Source organism: Klebsiella sp. GB_Kp056 (assembly GCF_040064755.1).
In the GTDB taxonomy this organism is placed as follows: domain Bacteria; phylum Pseudomonadota; class Gammaproteobacteria; order Enterobacterales; family Enterobacteriaceae; genus Klebsiella; species Klebsiella quasipneumoniae.
Window position 1 is genome coordinate 13,273 of sequence record NZ_JBEAJA010000060.1, and the last position, 23,263, is coordinate 36,535.

The 23,263-nt window shown below is 56.9% G+C and carries 20 protein-coding genes; 10 read left to right on the top strand and 10 right to left on the bottom strand.

The window, feature by feature from the left end; translation table 11 throughout:
• Positions 1–4 precede the first annotated feature (4 nt).
• A complete protein-coding gene (gene aceE, locus ABLV52_RS20750; protein WP_023291996.1) occupies positions 5–2,668 on the bottom strand; it encodes a pyruvate dehydrogenase (acetyl-transferring), homodimeric type in 2,664 nt (887 codons plus the stop codon).
• Between the two features lie 137 nt (positions 2,669–2,805).
• Complete coding sequence (gene pdhR, locus ABLV52_RS20755) at positions 2,806–3,585, bottom strand: pyruvate dehydrogenase complex transcriptional repressor PdhR (RefSeq protein WP_002888699.1); 780 nt, start codon at positions 3,583–3,585, stop codon at positions 2,806–2,808.
• A 644-nt stretch (positions 3,586–4,229) separates the two neighbouring features.
• Here pdhR and aroP point away from each other — a divergent pair.
• The 3 genes from aroP to ABLV52_RS20770 all read left to right on the top strand — a co-directional run bounded on the left by aroP (position 4,230) and on the right by ABLV52_RS20770 (position 8,140).
• Positions 4,230–5,600, top strand: coding sequence for an aromatic amino acid transporter AroP (gene aroP / locus ABLV52_RS20760; protein ID WP_023291995.1), 1,371 nt, complete (start codon positions 4,230–4,232; stop codon positions 5,598–5,600).
• Positions 5,601–5,783: 183 nt separating this feature from the next.
• Complete coding sequence (locus tag ABLV52_RS20765; RefSeq protein ID WP_017901173.1) at positions 5,784–7,190, top strand: MFS transporter; 1,407 nt, start codon at positions 5,784–5,786, stop codon at positions 7,188–7,190.
• Positions 7,190–8,140: a family 43 glycosylhydrolase gene (locus ABLV52_RS20770; protein WP_105491205.1), complete on the top strand. Its 951-nt coding sequence runs from the start codon at positions 7,190–7,192 to the stop codon at positions 8,138–8,140. The genes ABLV52_RS20765 and ABLV52_RS20770 overlap by 1 nt, the downstream gene beginning before the upstream one ends.
• Positions 8,141–8,360: 220 nt before the next feature.
• On the opposite strand, the gene ampE is transcribed toward ABLV52_RS20770, so the two are convergent.
• Both ampE and ampD read right to left on the bottom strand, forming a co-directional pair.
• Positions 8,361–9,215 (bottom strand): beta-lactamase regulator AmpE, encoded by an 855-nt coding sequence (gene ampE / locus ABLV52_RS20775; RefSeq protein ID WP_023291993.1) that lies wholly within the window; start codon positions 9,213–9,215, stop codon positions 8,361–8,363.
• The gene (ampD, locus tag ABLV52_RS20780; RefSeq protein ID WP_023291992.1) at positions 9,212–9,775 is read right to left on the bottom strand and encodes a 1,6-anhydro-N-acetylmuramyl-L-alanine amidase AmpD; all 564 of its coding nucleotides are present in this window, start codon (positions 9,773–9,775) and stop codon (positions 9,212–9,214) included. Before ampD ends, ampE begins: the two co-directional genes overlap by 4 nt.
• 133 nt (positions 9,776–9,908) lie before the next feature.
• Between ampD and nadC the strand changes: the two genes are divergently transcribed.
• From nadC to hofC, 4 genes are all read left to right on the top strand, one after another.
• The gene (nadC, locus tag ABLV52_RS20785) at positions 9,909–10,802 is read left to right on the top strand and encodes a carboxylating nicotinate-nucleotide diphosphorylase (protein ID WP_065804809.1); all 894 of its coding nucleotides are present in this window, start codon (positions 9,909–9,911) and stop codon (positions 10,800–10,802) included.
• Between the two features lie 181 nt (positions 10,803–10,983).
• Positions 10,984–11,415 (top strand): prepilin peptidase-dependent pilin, encoded by a 432-nt coding sequence (gene ppdD, locus ABLV52_RS20790; protein WP_004204358.1) that lies wholly within the window; start codon positions 10,984–10,986, stop codon positions 11,413–11,415.
• 10 nt (positions 11,416–11,425) lie between these two features.
• A complete protein-coding gene (gspE, locus tag ABLV52_RS20795; RefSeq protein WP_348890892.1) occupies positions 11,426–12,811 on the top strand; it encodes a type II secretion system protein GspE in 1,386 nt (461 codons plus the stop codon).
• A complete protein-coding gene (hofC, locus tag ABLV52_RS20800) occupies positions 12,801–14,006 on the top strand; it encodes a protein transport protein HofC (protein ID WP_032453844.1) in 1,206 nt (401 codons plus the stop codon). Before gspE ends, hofC begins: the two co-directional genes overlap by 11 nt.
• A gap of 36 nt (positions 14,007–14,042) precedes the next feature.
• On the opposite strand, the gene ABLV52_RS20805 is transcribed toward hofC, so the two are convergent.
• A complete protein-coding gene (locus tag ABLV52_RS20805) occupies positions 14,043–15,086 on the bottom strand; it encodes a GMP reductase (RefSeq protein ID WP_023291988.1) in 1,044 nt (347 codons plus the stop codon).
• Positions 15,087–15,430: 344 nt separating this feature from the next.
• Between ABLV52_RS20805 and coaE the strand changes: the two genes are divergently transcribed.
• Genes coaE through yacG form a run of 3 tightly spaced genes read left to right on the top strand, consistent with a single transcriptional unit; the run spans position 15,431 to position 16,998 of the window.
• Positions 15,431–16,051, top strand: coding sequence for a dephospho-CoA kinase (gene coaE / locus ABLV52_RS20810; protein WP_348890893.1), 621 nt, complete (start codon positions 15,431–15,433; stop codon positions 16,049–16,051).
• Positions 16,051–16,794 carry a cell division protein ZapD gene (zapD, locus tag ABLV52_RS20815; protein WP_017901182.1) on the top strand — a complete coding sequence of 248 codons (744 nt, stop codon included), beginning with the start codon at positions 16,051–16,053 and terminating at the stop codon, positions 16,792–16,794. Before coaE ends, zapD begins: the two co-directional genes overlap by 1 nt.
• A 9-nt stretch (positions 16,795–16,803) precedes the next feature.
• On the top strand, positions 16,804–16,998 hold the full coding sequence (gene yacG, locus ABLV52_RS20820; RefSeq protein ID WP_004204348.1) for a DNA gyrase inhibitor YacG: 195 nt from the start codon (positions 16,804–16,806) through the stop codon (positions 16,996–16,998).
• A gap of 52 nt (positions 16,999–17,050) precedes the next feature.
• Here yacG and mutT read toward each other — a convergent pair whose 3' ends face one another.
• The 5 genes from mutT to ftsZ all read right to left on the bottom strand — a co-directional run bounded on the left by mutT (position 17,051) and on the right by ftsZ (position 23,259).
• On the bottom strand, positions 17,051–17,443 hold the full coding sequence (mutT, locus tag ABLV52_RS20825; RefSeq protein WP_004204347.1) for an 8-oxo-dGTP diphosphatase MutT: 393 nt from the start codon (positions 17,441–17,443) through the stop codon (positions 17,051–17,053).
• A 57-nt stretch (positions 17,444–17,500) separates the two neighbouring features.
• Entirely contained in the window at positions 17,501–20,206 is a 2,706-nt protein-coding gene (gene secA / locus ABLV52_RS20830; RefSeq protein ID WP_023291985.1) for a preprotein translocase subunit SecA, read from the bottom strand.
• 62 nt (positions 20,207–20,268) lie between these two features.
• Positions 20,269–20,766, bottom strand: coding sequence for a secA translation cis-regulator SecM (gene secM, locus ABLV52_RS20835; RefSeq protein ID WP_196531386.1), 498 nt, complete (start codon positions 20,764–20,766; stop codon positions 20,269–20,271).
• A 323-nt stretch (positions 20,767–21,089) separates the two neighbouring features.
• Positions 21,090–22,007: a UDP-3-O-acyl-N-acetylglucosamine deacetylase gene (lpxC, locus tag ABLV52_RS20840; RefSeq protein WP_002888632.1), complete on the bottom strand. Its 918-nt coding sequence runs from the start codon at positions 22,005–22,007 to the stop codon at positions 21,090–21,092.
• A gap of 100 nt (positions 22,008–22,107) precedes the next feature.
• Complete coding sequence (gene ftsZ / locus ABLV52_RS20845) at positions 22,108–23,259, bottom strand: cell division protein FtsZ (protein ID WP_002888628.1); 1,152 nt, start codon at positions 23,257–23,259, stop codon at positions 22,108–22,110.
• Positions 23,260–23,263 lie beyond the last annotated feature (4 nt).

The window sequence follows — 23,263 nt, forward strand, 5'->3', positions numbered from 1 at the left end:
CCTCTTACGCCAGACGCGGGTTAACTTTTTCTGCATCGATGTCGAATTTCGCGATAGCGTCAGCGACCACTTTCTTATCGATTTCACCACGTTTAGCCAGTTCGCCCAGCGCTGCAACGACCACATAGGAAGCATCAACTTCGAAGTGGTGACGCAGGTTTTCACGGCTGTCGGAACGACCGAAGCCATCGGTACCCAGTACGCGGTAATCGTCAGCCGGTACGTAAGTACGAACCTGCTCGGCGAACAGTTTCATATAGTCAGTGGATGCCACAGCCGGAGCGTCGTTCATCACCTGAGCGATGTACGGCACGCGCGGGGTTTCCAGCGGGTGCAGCATGTTCCAGCGTTCGCAATCCTGGCCATCACGCGCCAGCTCGGTGAAGGAGGTGACGCTGTACACGTCAGAGCCCACGCCGTAGTCTTTCGCCAGGATCTGCGCTGCTTCACGGACGTGACGCAGGATAGAACCGGAGCCCAGCAGCTGAACTTTACCTTTGCTACCTTCGATGGTTTCGAGTTTGTAGATACCTTTACGGATACCTTCCTCGGCGCCTTCCGGCATCGCCGGCATGTGGTAGTTTTCGTTCAGGGTCGTGATGTAGTAGTAAACGTTCTCTTGTTTCTCACCGTACATACGCTCCAGGCCGTCATGCATGATGACCGCCACTTCGTAGGCGTAGGACGGATCGTAAGAGATACAGTTCGGGATAGTCAGAGACTGAATATGGCTGTGGCCATCTTCGTGCTGCAGACCTTCGCCGTTCAGCGTCGTACGACCGGAAGTACCACCGATCAGGAAGCCGCGAGCCTGCTGGTCGCCTGCCTGCCAGCACAGGTCGCCGATACGCTGGAACCCGAACATCGAGTAGTAGATGTAGAACGGGATCATCGGCAGGTTGTTGGTGCTGTAAGAGGTCGCCGCAGCCAGCCAGGATGCGCCTGCGCCTAGCTCGTTGATCCCTTCCTGCAGGATCTGGCCTTTTTCGTCTTCTTTGTAGTAAGCAACCTGCTCACGGTCCTGCGGGGTGTACTGCTGACCGTTCGGGCTGTAGATACCGATCTGACGGAACAGACCTTCCATACCGAAAGTACGCGCTTCGTCGGCGATGATCGGCACGAGGCGGTCTTTGATGGATTTGTTCTTCAGCATCACGTTCAGGGCACGAACGAACGCGATAGTGGTAGAGATCTCTTTATTCTGCTCTTCCAGCAGCGGGCGGAAATCTTCCAGCGTCGGCAGCTCCAGCTTCTCAGTGAAGTTCGGCTGACGGCTCGGCAGATAGCCGTGCAGTTTCTGACGCTGAGCGTGCAGATAGGTGTGCTCTTCGGAACCTTCCGGGAAGGTTACGTACGGCAGTTTTTCCAGATCGGCATCGGCAACCGGCACGTTGAAACGATCGCGGACGTAGCGAACGCCGTCCATGTTCATTTTCTTAACCTGGTGAGCGATGTTCTTACCTTCAGCAGTATCACCCATGCCGTAACCTTTGATGGTATGGGCGAGGATGACGGTCGCTTTGCCTTTGGTTTCCTGCGCTTTCTTCAGTGCAGCGTAAACTTTCTTCGGATCGTGGCCGCCACGGTTCAGAGCCCAAATCTGCTCGTCAGTCCAGTCGGCAACCAGCGCGGCGGTCTCCGGATATTTACCGAAGAAGTGCTCGCGCACATAAGCGCCGTCTTTGGATTTGAAGGTCTGGTAGTCACCGTCAACGGTTTCTTCCATCAGCTGAATCAGCTTACCGCTGGTGTCTTTACGCAGCAGCTCATCCCAACGACCGCCCCAGATAACCTTGATAACGTTCCAGCCAGCGCCCGCGAAGATGCCTTCCAGTTCGTTAATGATTTTGCCGTTACCGGTGACCGGACCATCAAGACGCTGCAGGTTACAGTTGATAACGAAGACCAGGTTGTCCAGCTTCTCACGGGTCGCGATGGTGATCGCGCCTTTAGATTCCGGCTCGTCCATCTCACCGTCGCCCAGGAACGCGTAAACGGTTTGTTTGGAGGTGTCTTTCAGACCACGGTGTTCCAGATATTTCAGGAATTTAGCCTGATAAATCGCCCCGATTGGGCCCAGGCCCATAGAAACGGTCGGGAACTGCCAGAATTCCGGCATCAGTTTCGGGTGCGGATAAGAGGACAGACCTTTACCGTGAACTTCCTGACGGAAGTTGTTCATCTGCTCTTCAGTCAGACGACCTTCCAGGAAAGCACGCGCATAAACGCCCGGAGAGATGTGACCCTGGAAGTACACCAGGTCGCCGCCATCCTGCTCATTGCGTGCGCGGAAGAAGTGGTTGAAGCACACTTCGTAGAAGGTTGCGGAAGACTGGAAAGAAGCCATGTGGCCGCCCAGTTCGAGATCTTTTTTCGATGCGCGCAGAACGGTCATGATGGCGTTCCAGCGGATCGCAGAACGGATACGACGTTCCAGATCCAGATTACCCGGATATTCCGGTTCATCTTCAACGGCAATAGTGTTTACGTAACCGCCGGTCGATGCGCCAGCAGCCACTTTCACCCCGCCTTTGCGGGCTTCAGAAAGGAGTTGGTCAATAAGATACTGAGCGCGCTCAACACCTTCTTCACGGATGACCGATTCGATCGCCTGTAGCCAGTCGCGAGTTTCGATCGGATCCACGTCATTTGGTAAACGTTCTGACATGGGGGGTATTCCTTATCTATCTAATCGTTGATTAATCTGGAACCTGTCCCATTGAACTCTTCGTTCTTCACCTTTGAACAACCAAAAATTCAATAAGACAGGTTCTGCGTTTAGTTGCCGCGCTCTAAAAATGGCGCTTAAGAACCGGAGTTCTCGTCCTTTCGTTGCTGTAAACGACGCAGCGAGCGTTCTCTACGACTCTGCTCACGGCTACGGTCCAGCAAAATTTCCTCAATGAACGCCAGGTGACGGTGCGACGCCTCACGCGCCTGCTCCGGCTCCCCGGCCATTATCGCCTCGAAAATGCGAGTGCGATGGTTGCTGACCAACGGGAGCATTTCCCGGCGGGCATACAGCAATTCAAAGTTCTGACGCACGTTTTGCGCCAGCATCGGCTCCATACACCTTAGCAGATGGAGCAAAACCACATTGTGTGCCGCCTCGGTGACGGCGATTTGGTACTGGACGACGGCGCCGGACTCGGCGTCCAGATCGCCCGACTGCTGAGCCCGCTCAATAGCCTGATGCAGCTCGCGGATACGGTCGCGATCTTCATCATTGCTGCGCAGCGCCGCGTAATAAGCCGCAATGCCTTCCAGCGCGTGACGGGTCTCAAGCAGATCGAATTGGGATTCAGGGTGATCGGACAGCAGCTCGACCAGCGGATCGCTGAAGCTCTGCCACAGGCGGCTCTGTACAAACGTTCCACCTCCCTGACGACGAAGCAACAGGCCCTTGGCTTCGAGGCGTTGAATCGCCTCACGCAGCGAGGGGCGGGAAACGTCGAACTGTTTGGCCAGTTCGCGTTCAGGCGGGAGTTTTTCACCGGGGCGCAAGGTCCCCTCAAGGATCAGAAACTCCAGCTGCTGCTCTATCACATCGGATAATTTTGGTTGGCGGATTTTGCTGTAGGCCATATTCCCTGTCTCTGCCATTAGCCCGGAGTCAATTGGTCTTACCAATTTAAAGTTCGTAGCGCTAAAGTAACAAAGTATTCACCTTCTGTCCATACAGGTTTTGATTGAAATCAGTAAACCACGGACATTTTAACAACCTTACAGAAATAACATTTCAGAAATGTAACCTTGCACAAATGTTACGTTTACTCATAAAGAGGTAGCATTAACTTAATGGAAACGAAAAATTACGCTATCTGAACCGATTCAACGACCAGATAAGTGAATATAAAGGCAGTAAATGCGAATAAATAACCAAATGAGAACAATGCGTCGGAATAATACTGAATGTGTCTATTGATGTCTTTTTAAACACATGGTCATCATCCCTTCATAAAGCAGGTGCATTCAAACGCGCTTACCACTATTCTCCCTGAGACGAAAGGCCTTTTTCTGAATTACTGCATCGCCTTCCGTAAACAAAACAATACAGAAACGGAAGTCGAAAAATACACAAACACAACAATATGTGCGCGCCATCACTCAGGTAAAAAGTGGGCCACTTCGCCCAAATTTTCGCTGGCTATGCTTTCTGGCAGGGACAGCAGTGAAGCAGCAACCTGACGGATGACGTACACAAAAAATAACCACATACGAGGTTTCATATGGAAGGTCAACAGCACGGCGATCGGCTGAAGCGCGGCCTCAAAAACCGCCATATCCAGCTCATCGCGCTGGGCGGGGCTATCGGCACCGGCCTGTTTCTGGGGAGCGCGTCCGTCATTCAGTCCGCCGGCCCGGGTATCATTCTTGGTTACGCGATTGCCGGTTTTATCGCCTTTCTGATCATGCGTCAGCTGGGCGAAATGGTGGTGGAAGAGCCGGTAGCCGGTTCGTTTAGCCACTTTGCTTATAAATACTGGGGCGGCTTTGCCGGCTTCGCCTCCGGCTGGAACTACTGGGTGCTGTATGTCCTGGTAGCCATGGCGGAACTGACCGCCGTCGGCAAATATATCCAGTTCTGGTGGCCGGAAATCCCGACCTGGGCCTCAGCGGCGGTTTTCTTCATCGCCATCAACGCCATTAACCTGACCAACGTGAAAGTGTTCGGTGAAATGGAGTTCTGGTTTGCCATTATCAAAGTGGTCGCCGTCGTGGCGATGATTTTGTTCGGCGGCTGGCTGCTGTTCAGCGGCAACGGCGGCCCGCAGGCGACGGTACGTAACCTGTGGGATCAAGGCGGGTTCCTGCCGCACGGCTTTACCGGGCTGGTGATGATGATGGCGATCATTATGTTCTCCTTCGGCGGTCTCGAGCTGGTGGGTATCACCGCGGCGGAAGCGGATAACCCGGAGCAAAGCATTCCGAAAGCCACCAACCAGGTTATCTACCGTATTCTGATCTTCTATGTTGGTTCGCTGGCGGTCCTGCTCTCGCTGCTGCCGTGGACGCGCGTGACCGCGGACACCAGCCCGTTCGTCCTGATTTTCCATGAGCTTGGCGATACGCTGGTGGCAAACGCCCTCAACGTGGTGGTGCTGACGGCGGCCCTGTCGGTGTATAACAGCTGCGTCTACTGCAACAGCCGTATGCTGTTCGGCCTTGCCCAGCAGGGGAACGCGCCGAAAGCGCTGCTCAGCGTCGACAAACGCGGCGTGCCGGTCAATACCATTCTCGTCTCCGCCGTGGTCACCGCCCTGTGTGTGCTGATCAACTACCTGGCGCCGGAATCCGCATTTGGCCTGCTGATGGCGCTGGTGGTCTCCGCCCTGGTGATCAACTGGGCGATGATCAGCCTCGCGCATATCAAATTCCGTCGCGCCAAACAGCAGCAGGGCGTCACCACCCGCTTCCCCGCCCTCTTCTACCCGCTGGGTAACTGGGTGTGCCTGCTGTTTATGGCCGCGGTGCTGATCATTATGCTGATGACCCCGGGGATGGCGATTTCCGTTTGGCTGATCCCGGTATGGATCGCAGTGCTGGGCGTGGGTTATCTGTTTAAACAGAAAGCCGCCGCCACCGTAAAAGCACAATAATACATCTCATCAATAATTCTCTTTGCTCTGCGCCCTCCCTTAATAACGGGCGCAGAGCATTGTTATCTGCTTCACACTTTCCCTTCCATAGCTTATTTATCCATATCGTCAACGCGTTCCTGCAACGTAATTCTCTCGATAGCAGCCAATAATTCTCTCCATACTGCAACGGAGAGACCGCACATGGCAGACAATAGACTTTCAATAAAAGAAAAGATTGGTTATGGGATGGGGGATGCCGGATGCAATATCATCTTTGGCGCCATCATGCTATTTGTTAACTATTTTTATACCGATATCTTCGGCCTGGCGCCGGCGCTGGTGGGCGTACTGCTGCTGTCGGTGCGCGTCATCGATGCCGTGACCGACCCGATCATGGGCGCCCTCGCCGACCGCACCCGCAGTAAATATGGCCGCTTTCGTCCATGGCTGCTGTGGATTGCCTTCCCCTACGCCCTGTTCAGCGTGCTGATGTTCACTACTCCTGAGTGGACCTATAACAGCAAAGTCATCTATGCGTTTGTCACCTACTTTCTGCTGTCGATTACCTATACCGCGATTAATATACCCTACTGCTCGCTGGGAACGGTGATGACCGCCGACCCGAAAGAACGTGTTGCCTGCCAGTCCTATCGTTTCGTGATGGTGGGTATCGCCACGCTGCTGCTGTCATTGACGCTGTTGCCCATGGCCGACTGGTTCGGCGGCGCCGATAAAGCAAAAGGCTATCAGATGGCGATGACCGTGCTGGCCTTTATCGGCATGTGTATGTTCCTGTTCTGCTTCGCCACCGTGCGCGAACGCATCCACCCGGCGGTGCAGACCAATGATGAACTGAAAAAAGATCTCAAAGACGTATGGAAAAATGACCAGTGGGTACGCATCCTGCTGCTCACGCTATGCAACGTCTGTCCGGGCTTTATCCGCATGGCCGCCACCATGTACTACGTCACCTGGGTGATGGGGCAAAGCACCCATTTTGCCACGCTGTTTATCAGCCTCGGCGTGGTCGGGATGATGATTGGCAGCATGCTGGCAAAAGTCCTCACCGACCGCTGGTGCAAACTGCAGGTCTTCTTCTGGACCAACATCGTGCTGGCGATCTTCTCCTGCGCCTTCTATTTCTTTAATCCGCACGCCACCACGCTGATTATGGTGCTCTACTTCCTGCTCAATATCCTGCATCAGATCCCCTCCCCGCTGCACTGGTCGCTGATGTCCGATGTTGACGACTACGGCGAGTGGAAAACCGGCAAGCGCATCACCGGTATTAGCTTCTCCGGCAATCTTTTTTTCCTTAAAGTCGGCCTGGCGGTCGCCGGGGCGATGGTCGGATTCCTGCTGTCATGGTACGGCTACGACGCCGGCGCCAAAGCGCAAAGCGCCTCGGCCCTCAACGGCATCGTGCTGCTGTTCTCGGTCATCCCCGGCGTCGGCTACCTGATCACCGCCGGCGTGGTGCGCCTGCTTAAAGTTGACCGCACCCTGATGCGCCAGATTCAGAGCGATTTAGAGAAGCGCCGCAGCAACTACAGCGAGCTGAATGAATACCAGGAACTGAAAACCAGTGAACACGTAAGGAAAGCCTGATGAACAACTGGCCAAACCCCTTTATTGAGCAACGCGCAGATCCCTTTATTCTGCGCCACCTGAATCATTACTACTTTATTGCCTCAGTGCCGGAATACGACCGGCTGGAGATCCGGCGCGCGGCAACCCTGGAGGGGTTGCGCGATGCTGAGCCGGTAGTGGTGTGGCGCGCACCGCAAAGCGGGCCGATGAGCCAGCTGATTTGGGCGCCGGAGCTACATGAGATAGACGGTAAGTGGTATATCTATTTTGCCGCCACCCATACCCACGATCTGGATGCGCTGGGCATGTTCCAGCATCGCATGTTCGTTATCGAGTGCGCCGACAGCGATCCGCTGACCGGCCGCTGGCAGGAAAAAGGCCAGGTGGTGACGCCTTTCGATACCTTCGCCCTCGATGCCACCACCTTTATCCATCAGGGCAAACGCTGGTACCTGTGGGCGCAAAAATCTCCGCATATCGAGGGCAACTCAAACCTATATCTCGCTGAAATGGCCAACCCGTGGACGCTAAAAGGCGAGCCGGTCATGCTGAGCAAGCCGGAGTTCGACTGGGAGTGCCGGGGATTTAAGGTCAATGAAGGACCCGCGGTGCTGGTGCATGGCGATAAGCTTTTCATCAGCTATTCCGCCAGCGCCACCGATGAAAACTACTGCATGGGATTGCTCTGGATCGACCGGGAGGCCGATCCGCTGCAGCCGGAAAACTGGCATAAAGCCCCGCAGCCAGTGTTCCGGACCAGCTATGAAAACCGCCAGTATGGCCCGGGCCATAACAGTTTTACCCAAACGCCGGCGGGGGAAGATGTGCTGGTATATCACGCGCGGAATTACACCGAGATTGAAGGCGACCCGCTGTATGATCCCAATCGTCATACGCGGCTAAAACTTGTCTCCTGGAGAGAGGACGGCATGCCCGACTTCGGCGTCCCGCCGGCGGATACGCTGTAGCGGTTCGGTATGCTGCCCGCAGGCGCGGGTTCTCCAGGCCGGGTCAGGCGAAGCCGCCCCCCGGCAACATGACAAGCCCGGCGTCAGATATAGCGCCCGGCGGCGCTATTGCTTGCCGGCCTGCGTGGTGTGAGCCCCAGGCCGGATAAGCGCAGCGCCATCCGGCAATCAAAGCCCCGCAGGTGGGGTATCCTGACAGATAAAGTACGGGCGCAGGCCGTTACACCAGGGTGCCGTAAATCGTCAGCAGCGCCATGATCACCACCACCACCAGCGAGGTTTTCTTGGCCATCGACACCGCGGCCTTTGGGGTCGCCACTTTATCCACGTGCGGTTCACGGGCCAGGGAATACTGCGCCAGGCGGGTCAATACCTGATACTGCGACGAATGGCGGTCGCCTAACGATGCAAACCACGCCGGAAGCGCTTTCTCTCCATGCCCCACCAGGGCATAGACAACCCCCACCAGACGCACCGGCAGCCAGTCGACAATATGCAGGATACCATCGATTCCAGACTGCAAACGGTGATGCGGCGTCTGGTAGCGCGCCAGCCACGTCTGCCAGGCACGCAGAACGCAATAAGCGATAAGCGTCAGCGGCCCCCACGCCCCACCCACCACAAACCAAAAGAGTGGCGCCAGGTAGTAACGATAGTTAATCCATAACAGCGCATTTTGCAGTTCGCTAAGGTACTCGCGCTCATCACAGCCCGGCGGGACGCCATGGATCAACGTCAGCTCGCTGGCCATCGCATCGCAGGCGCGACTGTCATTGCGCGACGCCGCTTTCAGATAGGCATGATAGTGCAGCCGAACCTTGCCGGCGCCGATGCACAGCAGACCCAGCAAGATCCAGAACACCAGCAGCGGTACGTTGAACAGCTGCCCCTGCAGCAAGCGCTGAACGAGGTAGACCACCGCGACGGCGACCAGGGTCATCAGCAGCGTTCCCGGCAACGAGAAATGTTTTATCCGGCGAAACACCACCTCCAGCCGATGATCAAGCTGCCAGTGTTCGCCCAGTTTAAACAGGCGTTCAGCGATAAGCACCAGCAGCGTAGTAAACAGCGTCATGAGGTCTCCTTTTCTGACGGCGCGCTGAGCAGCGCACGAAATTTTTTCCAGTCAAAGGCCGGTCCCGGGTCTGTCTTGCGCACGGGCGCGATATCGCTATGGCCCGTGATGTTTGTGGCGATGGCAGGATAAATCGTGATAAGCAGATCCGTCACCGCCGCCAGCTGCTGGTACTGCGCATCGGTATACGCCAGGGTATCCGTGCCTTCCAGCTCTATGCCGATGGAAAAGTCATTGCAGCGTTCGCGCCCCTGATAGCAGGAGACCCCCGCATGCCATGCACGCTTATCGAAAGGCACATACTGCACGATTTCACCATCACGGCGAATCAGACAATGCGCCGAAACGCGCAGATGAGCGATCTCGGCAAAGAAAGGATGCGCGTGCGGATCCAGGGTGCCGGTGAACAGCGCGTCAATCCATGGACCACCAAATTCACCTGGTGGCAGGCTAATGTTATGCACCACCAGTAAGGAAGGGGCTTCTTCATCCGGACGGCAGTCATGGTGCGGCGAGGGAACCCGACGCGCGCCGACCAGCCATCCCTCGTTCAACTGCATGCGGGATCTCCTTTCGCGAACTCATGCTTCCGGGCCACACGCCGGCCCAAAGGATGAAGTGTGTATGGTACTGAAACGTCGTTCAGGTTAGCATGTTTCCCACTTCTGAATCTTATCTATCTGGAGCTTTATCATGTCGCCTCGTCGTTACAACCCCGACCGCCGCCGTGACGTGCTGCTGGAACGAATTAATCTCGATATTACCGATGCTGTCGCACACTCCCTGCGGGAAGATTTGGGCGGCGAAGTCGACGCCGGCAACGATATTAGCGCACAATTATTGCCGCAGGATGCACGCTCCCATGCGGTGGTCATTACCCGCGAAGATGGCGTCTTCTGTGGTAAACGCTGGGTGGAAGAGGTCTTCATTCAGCTCGCCGGTGACGACGTGACTATCACCTGGCACGTCGCCGATGGCGACGCGGTCAAAGCCGATCAACCCCTGTTCGAGCTGGAAGGCCCATCGCGCATTCTGCTCACTGGCGAACGTACGGCGCTGAACTTTGTGCAAACCCTCTCCGGCGTCGCCAGCGTCGTCCGCCGCTATGTCGACCTGCTGGCCGGCACCAAAACCCAACTCCTGGATACGCGTAAAACGCTGCCAGGGCTGCGTACCGCGCTGAAATACGCGGTTCTCTGCGGCGGCGGCGCCAACCACCGTCTGGGGCTGTTCGACGCTTTCCTGATTAAAGAAAACCACATCATCGCCTCCGGCTCGATCCGTCAGGCGGTGGAGAAGGCGTTCTGGCTGCATCCTGATGTGCCGGTGGAAGTGGAAGTGGAAACGCTGGATGAGCTGGAGCAGGCGTTAAAAGCCGGGGCCGATATCATTATGCTCGATAACTTCACCACCGACCTGATGCGCGAGGCGGTGAAAATCACCGCTGGCCAGGCGGCGCTGGAGGTCTCCGGCAACGTCACCTTTGACACTATCCGCGAATTTGCCGAGACCGGGGTCGACTATATCTCCGTCGGGGCCCTGACCAAACATGTGCAGGCGCTCGACCTGTCGATGCGTTTCCGCTGAGGATTTGGCCTTCACGCTTCCGGGCGTGAAGGCCTGAATTTGCGACCCGACTCGCAGTCGCTCTTGCTCGCCATGCAATACCGGTAAAAACCCTGGAACCCGGTTTCCCGGATCGTTTTCGTCTCCTCGCCTGCCCCCCAGAATCCCGTCACAGTGCTCCTGTCACAACAAGGAGCGACTTATGGATAAACAACGAGGTTTTACCCTGATTGAACTGATGGTGGTCATCGGCATCATCGCCATTCTCAGCGCCATCGGCATCCCGGCCTACCAGAACTACCTGCGTAAAGCCGCCCTCACCGACCTGCTGCAGACCTTTGTCCCCTACCGGACGGCAATCGAACTTTGCGCGCTCGATCATGGCGGCCTGACGACATGCGACGGCGGCAGCAATGGCATCCCCTCGCCAACAACCACGCGCTACCTCTCCGCCATGAGCGTGGCCAAAGGCGTCGTTACCCTCACCGGCCAGGAAAGTCTCAACGGACTGGGCGTCACCCTGACCCCGACCTGGGATAACGCCGAAGGCGTCACCGGTTGGCAGCGGGTCTGCACTATCACCGACAACAGCGCACTTCAGCAGGCCTGCGAAGACGTCTTCCGGGTGAAGTGAGGGCGACAACATGAAAACAGAACAGCTGATCCCTCTCTGTCGTCGCCATCACGCCCTGCTGCTGCACAGCGATGAGCAGACGATATCCATTGCGGTGGTCGATACCCCACCGACGGAGCTAATGGAGGCACTGCGTTTCGCGACGCAAAAACGGATCGATATTGAATGCTGGAGCCAGGAGCAGATGGATAAGCGCCTGCAAGTCCAGGAAAAGCAGGCGCTGCTGGCGCAAAATGCAGGGCCGGAAAACATCGCCGAGCGGGTCAACCAGATCCTCGAGCAGGCCCTGCGTCAGCGGGCGTCCGATATTCATATCGAGCCCACGGAAGCGCACTTAAGGATCCGCCTGCGTGTCGATGGCGTGCTACACGCTCTGCCGCTGCTGGCGCCCGATCTGGCCGCGCCGGTTATCGCACGACTCAAGGTGATGGCCAATCTCGATATCGCTGAGCATCGTTTGCCGCAGGATGGTCAGTTCGCGCTGAACCTCGCCGGACGGCCGCTCTCCTTTCGCATCGCCACCCTGCCCTGCCGCTATGGCGAGAAAATTGTCCTGCGCCTTCTGCATCAGGTTGACCAGGCGCTGGATCTGGAGGCTCTCGGCCTCTCATCCTCTCAGCTGGCGGCCTTTCGCCAGGCCCTGAATCAGCCACAGGGGCTGCTGTTGGTCACTGGCCCAACCGGAAGCGGGAAAACGGTGACCCTCTACAGCGCCCTGCAGGCCCGAAACCGGGAGCAAGTGAACATCTGTAGCGTCGAGGATCCTCTGGAGATCCCTATCGCCGGGATGAACCAGACGCAAAACAATCCGCGCGCCGGGCTGACCTTTCACAGCGTGCTGCGCGCCCTGTTACGCCAGGACCCGGATATTGTGATGGTGGGTGAAATCCGCGATGCCGAAACCGCTGAAATCGCGCTGAAAGCCGCTCAAACGGGCCATCTGGTGCTCTCTACCCTGCACACCAATTCCACCAGCGAAACCCTCACTCGCCTGCAGCAAATGGGCATCGCCCGCTGGATGATCTCTTCTGCGCTCTCGCTGGTTATCGCCCAGCGTCTGGTCCGCAAGCTGTGCCCCCACTGCCGGCGCAATGCCGGCAGCGCCGCCGACCTGCCGCACAGTCTGTGGCCCCGCCCGCTGCCGCGCTGGCAGGCAGCAGGCTGCGAAAACTGTTATCACGGGTATCATGGCCGTCTGGCGCTGTTTGAGGTCTTGCCTGTCACCCCGGGGCTACGTCAGGGGATAGTCCAGGGACTCAACGCCCTTGAGATCGAATCTCTGGCGCGAGCCGCGGGCATGATGACGCTTTTTGAAAGCGGATGTCAGGCTATCGAACAGGGGTTGACGAGCCTCGAAGAGGTGGTGCGGGTGCTGGGGATCCCCCATGGCGACTAAGCGTCTCTGGCGCTGGCGAGGCGTCGATGCACAAGGCGCTCCTTGTCAGGGGATGCTATGGCAAGCCAGTCGTCCGGAGGTGCTGCATCACCTCCAGCAGCAGCGCATCATGCCGCTGGCTATACGCCGCTGTTCGGTGAAGCAAAGCCTGTGGCACCCGCGCTACAGCAGCGAAACCATCCGCCAGTTGGCAACCCTGCTGCAGGCCGGGCTACCGCTGGCGGAAGGGTTATCGCTGTTGGCGCAGCAGCAACCGCATGCGCAGTGGCAGGCGCTGCTTGAGGCGCTGGGCCGCGAACTGGCCCAGGGCGTAGCCTTCTCTGCCGCACTGGCGCAGTGGCCGCAGGCTTTTCCGCCACTGTATCTGGCGATGATTAGCACCGGCGAACTGACGGGCAAGCTCGATATTTGCTGCCAGCAGCTGGCCAACCAGCAGCAGGAGCAGCAGCGGCTTGCCGGCAAGGTCAAAAAGGCGCTGCGCTACCCGCTAATCGTGCTCACTCTGGCGCTGCTGGTGGTGCTTGGAATGCTCTATTTTGTCCTTCCCGAATTCACCGCCATCTACCAGACGTTCAATACGCCGCTGCCGTTGTTGACGCGAATGGTTATTGCGGCAGGCGACATGCTGAGCCGCGGCTGGCCGTTGCTGTTGGCCTTTCTGCTGAGCCCGCTGCTGCTCAACCAGCTGGTCCGGCAGCGCGCCGACTGGCTGCTGCGTCGCCAGCAGCTGCTTAACGCGCTCCCTCTCGTCGGCCCCCTGATCGGCGGCCAACAGCTGAGCCTGATATTCACCGTTCTGGCGTTAACCCAAAGCGCCGGTATCAGCTTTCTGCAGGGGCTGCAAAGCGTTGAAGAGACCCTGTCGTGCCCGCTGTGGCGCCAGCGCCTGGCGCAGGCCCGCGCGCTGATCGTTCAGGGGGATCCGATCTGGCAGGCGTTAAGCCGCTGCGGCGGTTTTACACCGCTGTGTCTGCAGCTCATCCGCACGGGGGAAAGCGCGGGGGCGCTGGATCAGATGCTGGAAAACCTGGCGCATCATCATCGTGAGCAGACCCATCAGCGAGCCGACAGTCTGGCTGCGCATCTGGAACCCCTGATGCTGGTAATAACCGGCTCGCTGGTTGGGATCCTGGTGGTGGCGATGTATTTGCCCGTTTTTCACCTGGGCGATGCCATTGGCGGAGCGGGAGGATGAGAAACGCTGGCACCGCGCAGGCGCCAGCGCAGCCGGTTACAGGCTGTTGAATACCCGGTTCTCTTGTTCCTGAACGCGGATAAAGGTGGTGCGTTTGGTCAGCTCTTTCAGTCGCGAGGCGCCAACGTAGGTGCAGGCTGAACGCAGGCCGCCGAGAATGTCGCGCGCGGTATTGTCCACCGGGCCACGCAGCGGCAGCTTCACGGTTTTCCCTTCCGCCGCGCGGTATTTCGCGACACCGCCCACATGGCGGGTCATCGCCGACTCGGAGCTCATGCCGTAAAACAGCATGAATTTTTCACCGTTCTCTTCAACCACAGTACCGCCGCTCTCTTCGTGGCCCGCCAGCATACCGCCGAGCATCACGAAATCAGCGCCGCCGCCGAAGGCTTTCGCCACATCGCCCGGCATGGTGCAACCGCCATCGCTGATGATCTGGCCGCCAAGGCCGTGTGCGGCATCAGCACACTCGATCACGGCGGAGAGCTGCGGGTAGCCGACCCCGGTTTTGACACGGGTGGTGCAAACGGACCCCGGGCCAATGCCAACTTTGACGATATCGGCGCCGGAGAGGATCAGCTCTTCGCACATTTCACCGGTGACCACGTTCCCGGCGATAATGGTTTTTTGCGGCCAGGCTTCGCGCGCCTTCGCCACAAACTGTACGAAGTGTTCAGAGTAGCCATTGGCGACGTCAATGCACACAAAATTCAACTGTGGGTTCTCAGAGAGGATCTGTTGCGTTTTATCGAAATCCGCGTCGGAAGTACCGGTGGAAACCATCACATGCTTGAGAACGTCTGCGGATACGCTCTGGACAAACGCCTGCCATTCTTCTGCGGTGTAGTGCTTGTGTACTGCGGTAAGAATGCCAAAAGTGGCCAGCGCTTTCGCCATGCTGAAGGTGCCGACGGTATCCATGTTTGCCGCAATAATCGGCACGCCGGACCAGGTCAGGCCTGAATGTTTAAAGGTGAATTCACGTTCCAGCTCAACATCAGAACGGCTTTTGAGGGTAGAGCGTTTCGGGCGGATAAGAACGTCTTTGAAACCAAGCTTCAGATCTTCTTCAATACGCATGTGCGAATTCCTGGGGTTAATGGCATTAATGTAAGAGCACAACTCCAGTGACGTTATCATACGCACGAATCAGGCCCGCGCAAGACTGCGATTTTCACTTTTTTTACGCTACAATCGTATAAATTTACCTGGTGAATGGAGAAAAAAACGCTTATGTCTCCACCCGCCAGCGTATTATTTTTAACCATTTGATTTGCTTGATTAAAATAAACAGAATAGCGGACGGCGCTCCCGGTTGGCACGGGGCCATCACGACAAGATCGCTGTCGCCTCTCCGGCATACTGCCCGTCCTCGCTGTCTGAATACCAAAAAATACGAGCAATCCGTTTCAGGGTCAGAAGATATGGGGTACACAGTCGCGTTAACAGGCGGGATTGGCAGCGGTAAAAGTACGGTTGCCGACGCCTTCGCGCAGCTCGGGATTAACGTTATCGATGCCGATGTTATCGCCCGCCAGGTGGTCGAACCCGGCACCCCGGCGCTCCAGGCCATTGCCGGCCACTTCGGGCCACAGATGATCGCTCCCGACGGCACGCTAAACCGCCGTCTGCTGCGGGAAAAAATTTTCGCTCAGGTGGAGGAAAAAGCCTGGCTCAACGCGCTGTTGCATCCGCTAATTCAGCAGGAAACGCGCCGCCAGATGCAGGCCGCCATCTCCCCTTATCTCCTCTGGGTCGTACCTTTGCTGGTCGAAAACCGCCTGTCCAGCCAGGCCGATCGCGTCCTGGTCGTCGATGTGCCAAAAGAGACGCAAATCGAACGCACCATGCTGCGCGATAAGGTCAGCCGCGAACATGCTGAACATATTCTTGCCGCCCAGGCCACGCGCGAGCAGCGCCTGACCGTCGCGGACGATGTTATTGAAAACACTGGCACGCCGGATGCAGTGGCATCGGATGTTGCCCGCCTGCACGAAAAGTATTTAACGCTGGCATCGCAGGCCGCCTCACAGGAAAACTCGTAATGCATACCCCCGTTCTGTTTGAACATCCTCTTAATGAGAAAATGCGCACCTGGCTGCGCATCGAATTTCTGATCCAGCAGATGGCTTTCCATCCGATGATTGCCAGCCATGCCGATGCGCTCCATTTTTTCCGTAACGCCGGCGATCTGCTGGATGTCCTGGAGCGCGGCGAGGTGCGTACCGATCTGGTCAAAGAGCTGGAGCGCCAGCAGCGTAAGCTCCAGTCCTGGGCAGAAGTGCCGGGAGTCGATCAGGAGCGCATTAACGCGCTGCGCCAGCAGCTCAAGCAGTCTTCCAGCACCCTGATGGCCGCGCCGCGCATTGGTCAGTTTCTGCGTGAAGATCGCCTGATTGCGCTAGTGCGTCAGCGTCTGAGTATCCCTGGAGGCTGCTGCAGCTTCGATTTACCGACCCTGCATATCTGGCTCCATATGCCGCAGGCGCATCGTGACGAGCAGGTGGCCAGCTGGCTTGCCAGCCTCGATCCTTTGGTCCAGTCCCTGAGCCTGATCCTCGATCTGATCCGTAACTCCGGGCAGTTTCGCAAACAGACCAGCCTCAATGGCTTTTATCAGGATAATGGCGAAGATGCCGATCTGCTGCGCCTGCGTCTCGATCTGGCCCACCAGCTTTATCCGCAGATCTCCGGCCATAAGAGCCGTTTCGCCATCCGCTTCCTGCCGCTGGACAGTGAGTATGGGATCGTGCCGGAGCGCTTTGATTTTGAACTGGCCTGCTGTTAAGGAGATAACATGTCAGAAGAGACTATCGTCAATTGTCCGACCTGCGGCAAAAATGTGGTTTGGGGCGAACAAAGCCCCTATCGTCCGTTCTGCAGCAAGCGCTGCCAGCTGATCGATTTGGGAGAATGGGCAGCAGAGGAGAAGCGCATCCCCAGCGCGGGCGATCTCTCCGATAGCGATGACTGGAGCGAACAGCAGCCCTGATTTGACGGCACGCTAACCCAACACCTGTTGGGTTAGTCTCCCGACCCGGGGCTCAGCCCTGGGCGATAAGTTTGCGGATAACCGGTTCATTCGCCGGGGGAAACGCCGCCGGATCCAGCGCCTGCCGCGCCATCCACTGTCCCGGCTGCCCCTCTTTGCCCCAGGGCTCGCCTTCCCAGCTTTCCACGAGGAAAAACCACAGCGTAATGTGGCGATCGGGGAACTGATACTCCAGCTTATCAAATAGTGAAAACGTGGTGACCGTAATCCCCACCTCTTCCTGTAGCTCGCGGATCAATGCCTGCTCTGGCGTTTCAGCAGATTCAATCTTCCCGCCCGGGAACTCCAGTTTATTCGCCATATGGGCATCGGCGGCGCGCTGGGTAATAAAGATGTCGCCTTCTGGATTGCGAATTATCCCTACGGCGATTTGCAGTTTTTTCATTGAATCAGCTCCATAAAAAAGGCGCAGAACTCTGCGCCTTTGTTTTTTTATCAGCCCTTAGCTCAGACGGCCATGGCACTGTTTGTATTTTTTACCGGAACCGCAGGGGCAGGGATCGTTACGCCCCACTTTACGTTCGCCGGTTTGCGCCGCCAGATCCTGTGCAGCGGCTTCATCATCGCTCTGATGGCTGAGCTGCTGCATCTGCGCCAGGCGCTCGGCCTCTTCACGACGCTGCTGCTCCATCGCCTCGACTTCTTCCGGCATCCGCACCTGCACTTTGCTCAGGGTGCTGATCACTTCATACTTCAGTGACTCCAGCATCGCGGCAAACATAGAGAACGATTCGCGCTTGTACTCCTGCTTCGGATCTTTCTGCGCATAGCCGCGCAGGTGGATACCCTGGCGCAGGTAGTCCATCGCCGCCAGGTGTTCTTTCCACAGCGAATCCAGGGTCTGCAGCATCACGCCTTTCTCGAAGTGGCGCATCATTTCAGCGCCGACCACTTCTTCTTTACGCTGGTAGGTTTCTACCGCGCTCTGCAGAATACGTTCGCGCAGGGTCTCTTCATGCAGCTCCGGCTCTTTATCCAGCCACTCTTTGATTGGCAGGTCGAGGTCGAAGTCGTTTTTCAGACGCTCCTGCAGGCCTTCGATATCCCACATTTCCTCCAGCGACTGCGGCGGAATATGGGCATCGATAGTCGCCTTAAACACGTCTTCGCGGATGCTGTTGATGGTTTCGCTGACATCAGACACGTCCAGCAGTTCGTTACGCTGGGTGTAAATTGCCCGGCGCTGGTCGTTGGCCACATCATCATATTCCAGCAGCTGCTTACGAATATCGAAGTTACGGCTCTCGACTTTACGCTGTGCGTTGGCGATAGCCTTGGTGACCCACGGGTGCTCAATGGCTTCGCCGGGTTTCATCCCCAGTTTACGCATCATGCCGGATACGCGATCGGAGGCGAAGATACGCATCAGGGCATCTTCCATCGACAGGTAGAAGCGGGAAGAACCGGCATCCCCCTGACGACCGGCACGGCCGCGCAGCTGGTTATCGATACGGCGTGATTCATGACGCTCGGTACCGATGATGTGCAGGCCGCCTGCGGCCAGTACCGCATCGTGGCGCACCTGCCAGTCGGCTTTGATTTGTTCAATCTGCTCAGGCGTTGGGTTTTCCAGCGCCGCGACTTCCGCCTGCCAGCTACCGCCGAGCATAATATCGGTACCACGGCCCGCCATGTTGGTAGCGATGGTCACCGCGGAAGGATAGCCTGCCTGGGCGACGATGTCCGCTTCGCTGGCGTGGAACTTGGCGTTCAGAACGTTGTGCTTAATGCCGGCTTTGGTTAGCTCACGGGAAACCACTTCCGATTTCTCGATCGAGATTGTCCCCACCAACACCGGCTGACCGGCTGCGGTACGGGTTTTAATATCTTCGATAATCGCCTGAATTTTTTCCGCTTCGGTCATATAGACCAGATCCGCCATGTCTTTACGGATCATCGGACGGTTGGTCGGGACGACCACGGTATCCAGCTTATAGATGGAGCTGAATTCAAAGGCTTCAGTATCGGCGGTACCGGTCATCCCCGCCAGTTTCTCATACAGACGGAAATAGTTCTGGAAGGTGATAGAGGCCAGGGTCTGGTTCTCGTTCTGGATCTCCACGCCCTCTTTGGCCTCAACGGCCTGGTGCAGGCCATCGGACCAGCGGCGGCCCTGCATCGTACGGCCAGTGTGCTCATCAACGATGATAACTTCACCATCTTTAACGATGTAGTCAACGTCGCGGGTGAACAGCGCATGGGCGCGCAGCGCGGCGGTAACGTGGTGCATCAGCATAATGTTGGTCGGGGAGTACAGGGACTCACCTTCATCCATAATGCCTTCCTGTACCAGCAGCTCTTCAATCAGCACCAGACCGCGTTCGGTCAGGTTAACCTGACGCGCTTTTTCATCCACCGAGAAGTGGCCTTCGCCGGTGAAGGTGTCCGAATCCTCTTTTTCCTGACGGATCAGGTGTGGAATGATCTTGTTGACCTTGCGGTACATTTCAGAGCTGTCTTCCGCCGGGCCGGAAATGATCAGCGGGGTACGCGCCTCATCGATCAAGATGGAGTCCACCTCATCCACCAGCGCATAGTGCAGTTTACGCTGAACGCGCTCTTCCGGGCTGAAGGCCATGTTGTCGCGCAGGTAATCGAAGCCGTATTCGTTGTTGGTGCCATAGGTGATATCGGCAGCGTAGGCTTCACGCTTCGCCGGCGCCGGCAGGCCGGACATGTTGATGCCAACGGTCATGCCGAGGAATTCGAACAGCGGGCGGTTATTTTCGGCGTCACGCTGGGCCAGATAATCGTTGACGGTCACCACGTGAACGCCTTTGCCGGTCAGCGCGTTGAGGTAGGCCGGCAGGGTCGCGGTCAGGGTTTTACCTTCACCGGTACGCATCTCGGCGATGCAGCGATCGTTAAGCACCATACCGCCCAGCAGCTGGACGTCGAAGTGACGCATGCCGAACACGCGCTTACTGGCTTCGCGAACGACGGCGAAAGCTTCAGGGATCAGGTTTTCCAGTACTTCGCCTTTTTCCAGGCGCGCGCGGAATTCAGCGGTTTTCGCTTTCAGCTCGTCATCAGAGAGTTTTTCCATCGCCGGTTCCATACCGTTGATGATATTGACGACTTTGCGCATACGACGCAGCGTACGGTCGTTACGGCTGCCGAAAACCTTGGTTAACATTTTAATAAGCATAATAAAATCTCAAACGCCCCGCGGTGCGGAGTCACAAAAAATAGGATAGTCCGTGGTTATTTTCAGCTGAGACGTTGAGGCCCTGCGCGGATCCCCGCCACCTGGCTTATCCAGGCGCTGACGCGGAAGGCAGAATATGAGGAAGGGATATACGCTGCCTGGCGGAACACCACCGGCGGCGTACTGTCCTGCGTCAGCAGCGCGCTGAGCGTGTCGAGCAGCGCCAGATGCTGCGCCTGCAGCGGGGACGCTTCTTCCGCCACCGGCAAGGCCTGCGGCGCCATGGCGAAAGAGAGATGACGAATAACGGTGCGAATGGCGTGCTGATGCCAGTAGTCGACGGTAAAGTTTGGCCGGCGATTCGTCTCCAGCAGCGCCAGCTGGGAGAAATTAACTTTGCTCGGATTATGGTTGCTGGCGGTCGCCTTCGCGGGCGTCGCGGTCTCATGGCCGTTGCTTAGCGCAGGCAGGCCGAGGCTGGCCGCGACCATCCCCAACAGGAGATGCGGCCAAAAATACCGTCTGCCAAACTGTCGCCAGCGCGTCAGCAATCCACTCACGTTCATTACCTTTCTTTGGTATACCCGTTGTCGTTCAGGCTGTCTCTTTATTAACGTTTTTCGCAGGACAGCATGATGTCCACGGGGTAAAGCAACCCGGAGAAATAATTTTGCGCTCAAATACTAACATTAATAGCGCGCTGAGGCAGCATGAATGAAGGCTGTTGCCCGGGGAAAACGCTTAATAAAGCAGCGAACGCGCGCTAATTATTACCCAGAAATCGCAGCGAAAAATAACGGGAAGAGGCTATAAAAGAAAAACGACTGGTTCCCTGGTCGGAGAGAGTACCAGGTTACCAGTCGAATTTACTGAATGGTCAGGCTTACGCCAAAACCATCGACGGTGCGCGGAACGCCATTGGCAGTTTTGCGTCGTCTTCGAAGGTCACATACTCCCAGGCTTCCTGTTTTGCCAGAACAGCCTGCAGCAGTTTGTTATTCAACGCGTGACCCGATTTGTACGCCGTGAATGCGCCGATAATGTTGTGACCACACATAAACAGGTCACCGATCGCATCCAGCATTTTGTGGCGAACAAATTCGTCTTCAAAGCGCAGACCGTCTTCGTTCAGTACGCGATAATCGTCAACAACGATGGCACAATCGAAGCTGCCGCCCAGGCACAGGCCGCGGGACTGCAGATATTCGATATCGCGCATGAAACCGAACGTACGCGCACGACTAATCTGACGCATGAACGCATCGGCCGAGAAGTTCAGCGTATAGCGCTGGGTGCTGGCATCAATCGCCGGATGGTTAAAATCGATGGTGAAGTCCAGCGAAAAACCATTGTACGGTTTGAATTCAGCCCATTTGTCGCCATCTTCGACGCGAACCGTCTCTTTGATACGTACAAATTTCTTGGCGCAGTTCAGTTCATCGATGCCGGCGTCCAGCAACAAATAAACGAACGGAGCCGCACTGCCGTCCATAATCGGGATTTCCGGTGCATCGACTTCAACAATAATGTTGTCGATACCCAGGCCAGCCAATGCGGCGTTCAGGTGTTCAACCGTAGAAATCCGCACGTCATGCTCATTAACCAGGCAAGTACAGAGCATGGTATCACGCACAGATTTGGCATCAGCCGGAAAATCTACCGGTGGATTCAAGTCGGTGCGACGATAGATGACCCCGGTATTTGCCGGCGCAGGGCGTAACGTCAGTGTGACTTTCTTGCCGGTATGCAAACCGACACCAGTCGCCTGAACGATACGTTTAAGAGTCCTTTGTTTGATCATCGTATAATCTCGCCAATTTACCTATCCAACCGAAGTGTACACCACTATCGGGAGGCCAGTTTAGCACAAAGAGCGCAGATGCCCAACTTCCAGTCGATTCTTAATCGGCTTGCTTACGCAGGAAGGCTGGGATATCCAGATAATCCGGCTCTTTCGCGGTTTGCGGCGTATTGTCGTTCACCACTTTTGCCGCCGGCTTCTGCTCTTGCGTCAGCGGGGACATACCGTGCTGCTGGTAGCGATCCATCACCGGCTGCTGAACCTGTTTGTTGGTCACCAGGGTAATTTCCGGACGCTTGTCCATGCCGATACCGGTCGCCACTACGGTGACGCGCAGTTCGTCGTTCATATCCGGGTCCAGAGAGGTACCGATAACCACGGTGGCGTTATCCGAAGCAAATGCGCGGATGGTGTTACCCACGGTTTCGAACTCATCCAGACGCAGGTCGAAGCCCGCGGTGATGTTAACCAGCACGCCGCGCGCGCCGGACAGGTCGATATCTTCCAGCAGCGGAGAAGAGATAGCCATTTCAGCCGCTTCTTCGGCACGGTCTTCACCGCTCGCCACGCCGGAGCCCATCATCGCGTAGCCCATTTCTGACATCACGGTACGGACGTCCGCGAAGTCGACGTTCATCAGGCCCGGACGGGTGATCAGTTCGGCGATACCCTGCACCGCGCCTTTGAGGACGTCGTTTGCCGCGCCGAACGCGTCAAGCAGAGAAATGCCGCGGCCAAGTACTTTCAGCAGCTTGTCGTTCGGGATGGTGATCAGTGAGTCAACGTGCTTGGACAGCTCGGTGATCCCCTGCTCAGCAAACGCCATGCGCTTCTTGCCTTCAAAATTAAACGGCTTAGTGACCACCGCCACGGTGAGGATCCCCAGATCCTTAGCCACTTCGGCAACAACAGGCGCCGCGCCGGTACCGGTACCGCCGCCCATGCCTGCCGCGATGAACACCATGTCTGCGCCATCAAGGGCCGCGCGCAGCGCTTCACGGTCTTCATCCGCCGCATTACGGCCGACTTCCGGGTTCGCGCCAGCGCCCAGACCTTTAGTAATACCGCTACCGATCTGGATAGTCTGGCCAACAGCCGTTTTACGCAGCGCCTGCGCATCGGTGTTCACCGCGAAGAATTCAACACCCTCAATGCGCTCGCGCACCATGTGTTCAACGGCATTACCGCCGCCGCCACCGACGCCGATGACTTTAATCACCGCGTCGTTGGTCAGTTCCATAGGTTCAAACATAGTT

What these genes read in the sequence shown, in the direction of transcription:
- aceE (WP_023291996.1), bottom strand. Translation starts at nt 2,668, where the DNA reads ATGTCAGAACGTTTACCAAATGACGTGGATCCGATCGAAACTCGCGAC.
- pdhR (WP_002888699.1), bottom strand. Translation starts at nt 3,585, where the DNA reads ATGGCCTACAGCAAAATCCGCCAACCAAAATTATCCGATGTGATAGAG.
- aroP (WP_023291995.1), top strand. Translation starts at nt 4,230, where the DNA reads ATGGAAGGTCAACAGCACGGCGATCGGCTGAAGCGCGGCCTCAAAAAC.
- ABLV52_RS20765 (WP_017901173.1), top strand. Translation starts at nt 5,784, where the DNA reads ATGGCAGACAATAGACTTTCAATAAAAGAAAAGATTGGTTATGGGATG.
- ABLV52_RS20770 (WP_105491205.1), top strand. Translation starts at nt 7,190, where the DNA reads ATGAACAACTGGCCAAACCCCTTTATTGAGCAACGCGCAGATCCCTTT.
- ampE (WP_023291993.1), bottom strand. Translation starts at nt 9,215, where the DNA reads ATGACGCTGTTTACTACGCTGCTGGTGCTTATCGCTGAACGCCTGTTT.
- ampD (WP_023291992.1), bottom strand. Translation starts at nt 9,775, where the DNA reads ATGCAGTTGAACGAGGGATGGCTGGTCGGCGCGCGTCGGGTTCCCTCG.
- nadC (WP_065804809.1), top strand. Translation starts at nt 9,909, where the DNA reads ATGTCGCCTCGTCGTTACAACCCCGACCGCCGCCGTGACGTGCTGCTG.
- ppdD (WP_004204358.1), top strand. Translation starts at nt 10,984, where the DNA reads ATGGATAAACAACGAGGTTTTACCCTGATTGAACTGATGGTGGTCATC.
- gspE (WP_348890892.1), top strand. Translation starts at nt 11,426, where the DNA reads ATGAAAACAGAACAGCTGATCCCTCTCTGTCGTCGCCATCACGCCCTG.
- hofC (WP_032453844.1), top strand. Translation starts at nt 12,801, where the DNA reads ATGGCGACTAAGCGTCTCTGGCGCTGGCGAGGCGTCGATGCACAAGGC.
- ABLV52_RS20805 (WP_023291988.1), bottom strand. Translation starts at nt 15,086, where the DNA reads ATGCGTATTGAAGAAGATCTGAAGCTTGGTTTCAAAGACGTTCTTATC.
- coaE (WP_348890893.1), top strand. Translation starts at nt 15,431, where the DNA reads ATGGGGTACACAGTCGCGTTAACAGGCGGGATTGGCAGCGGTAAAAGT.
- zapD (WP_017901182.1), top strand. Translation starts at nt 16,051, where the DNA reads ATGCATACCCCCGTTCTGTTTGAACATCCTCTTAATGAGAAAATGCGC.
- yacG (WP_004204348.1), top strand. Translation starts at nt 16,804, where the DNA reads ATGTCAGAAGAGACTATCGTCAATTGTCCGACCTGCGGCAAAAATGTG.
- mutT (WP_004204347.1), bottom strand. Translation starts at nt 17,443, where the DNA reads ATGAAAAAACTGCAAATCGCCGTAGGGATAATTCGCAATCCAGAAGGC.
- secA (WP_023291985.1), bottom strand. Translation starts at nt 20,206, where the DNA reads ATGCTTATTAAAATGTTAACCAAGGTTTTCGGCAGCCGTAACGACCGT.
- lpxC (WP_002888632.1), bottom strand. Translation starts at nt 22,007, where the DNA reads ATGATCAAACAAAGGACTCTTAAACGTATCGTTCAGGCGACTGGTGTC.
- ftsZ (WP_002888628.1), bottom strand. Translation starts at nt 23,259, where the DNA reads ATGTTTGAACCTATGGAACTGACCAACGACGCGGTGATTAAAGTCATC.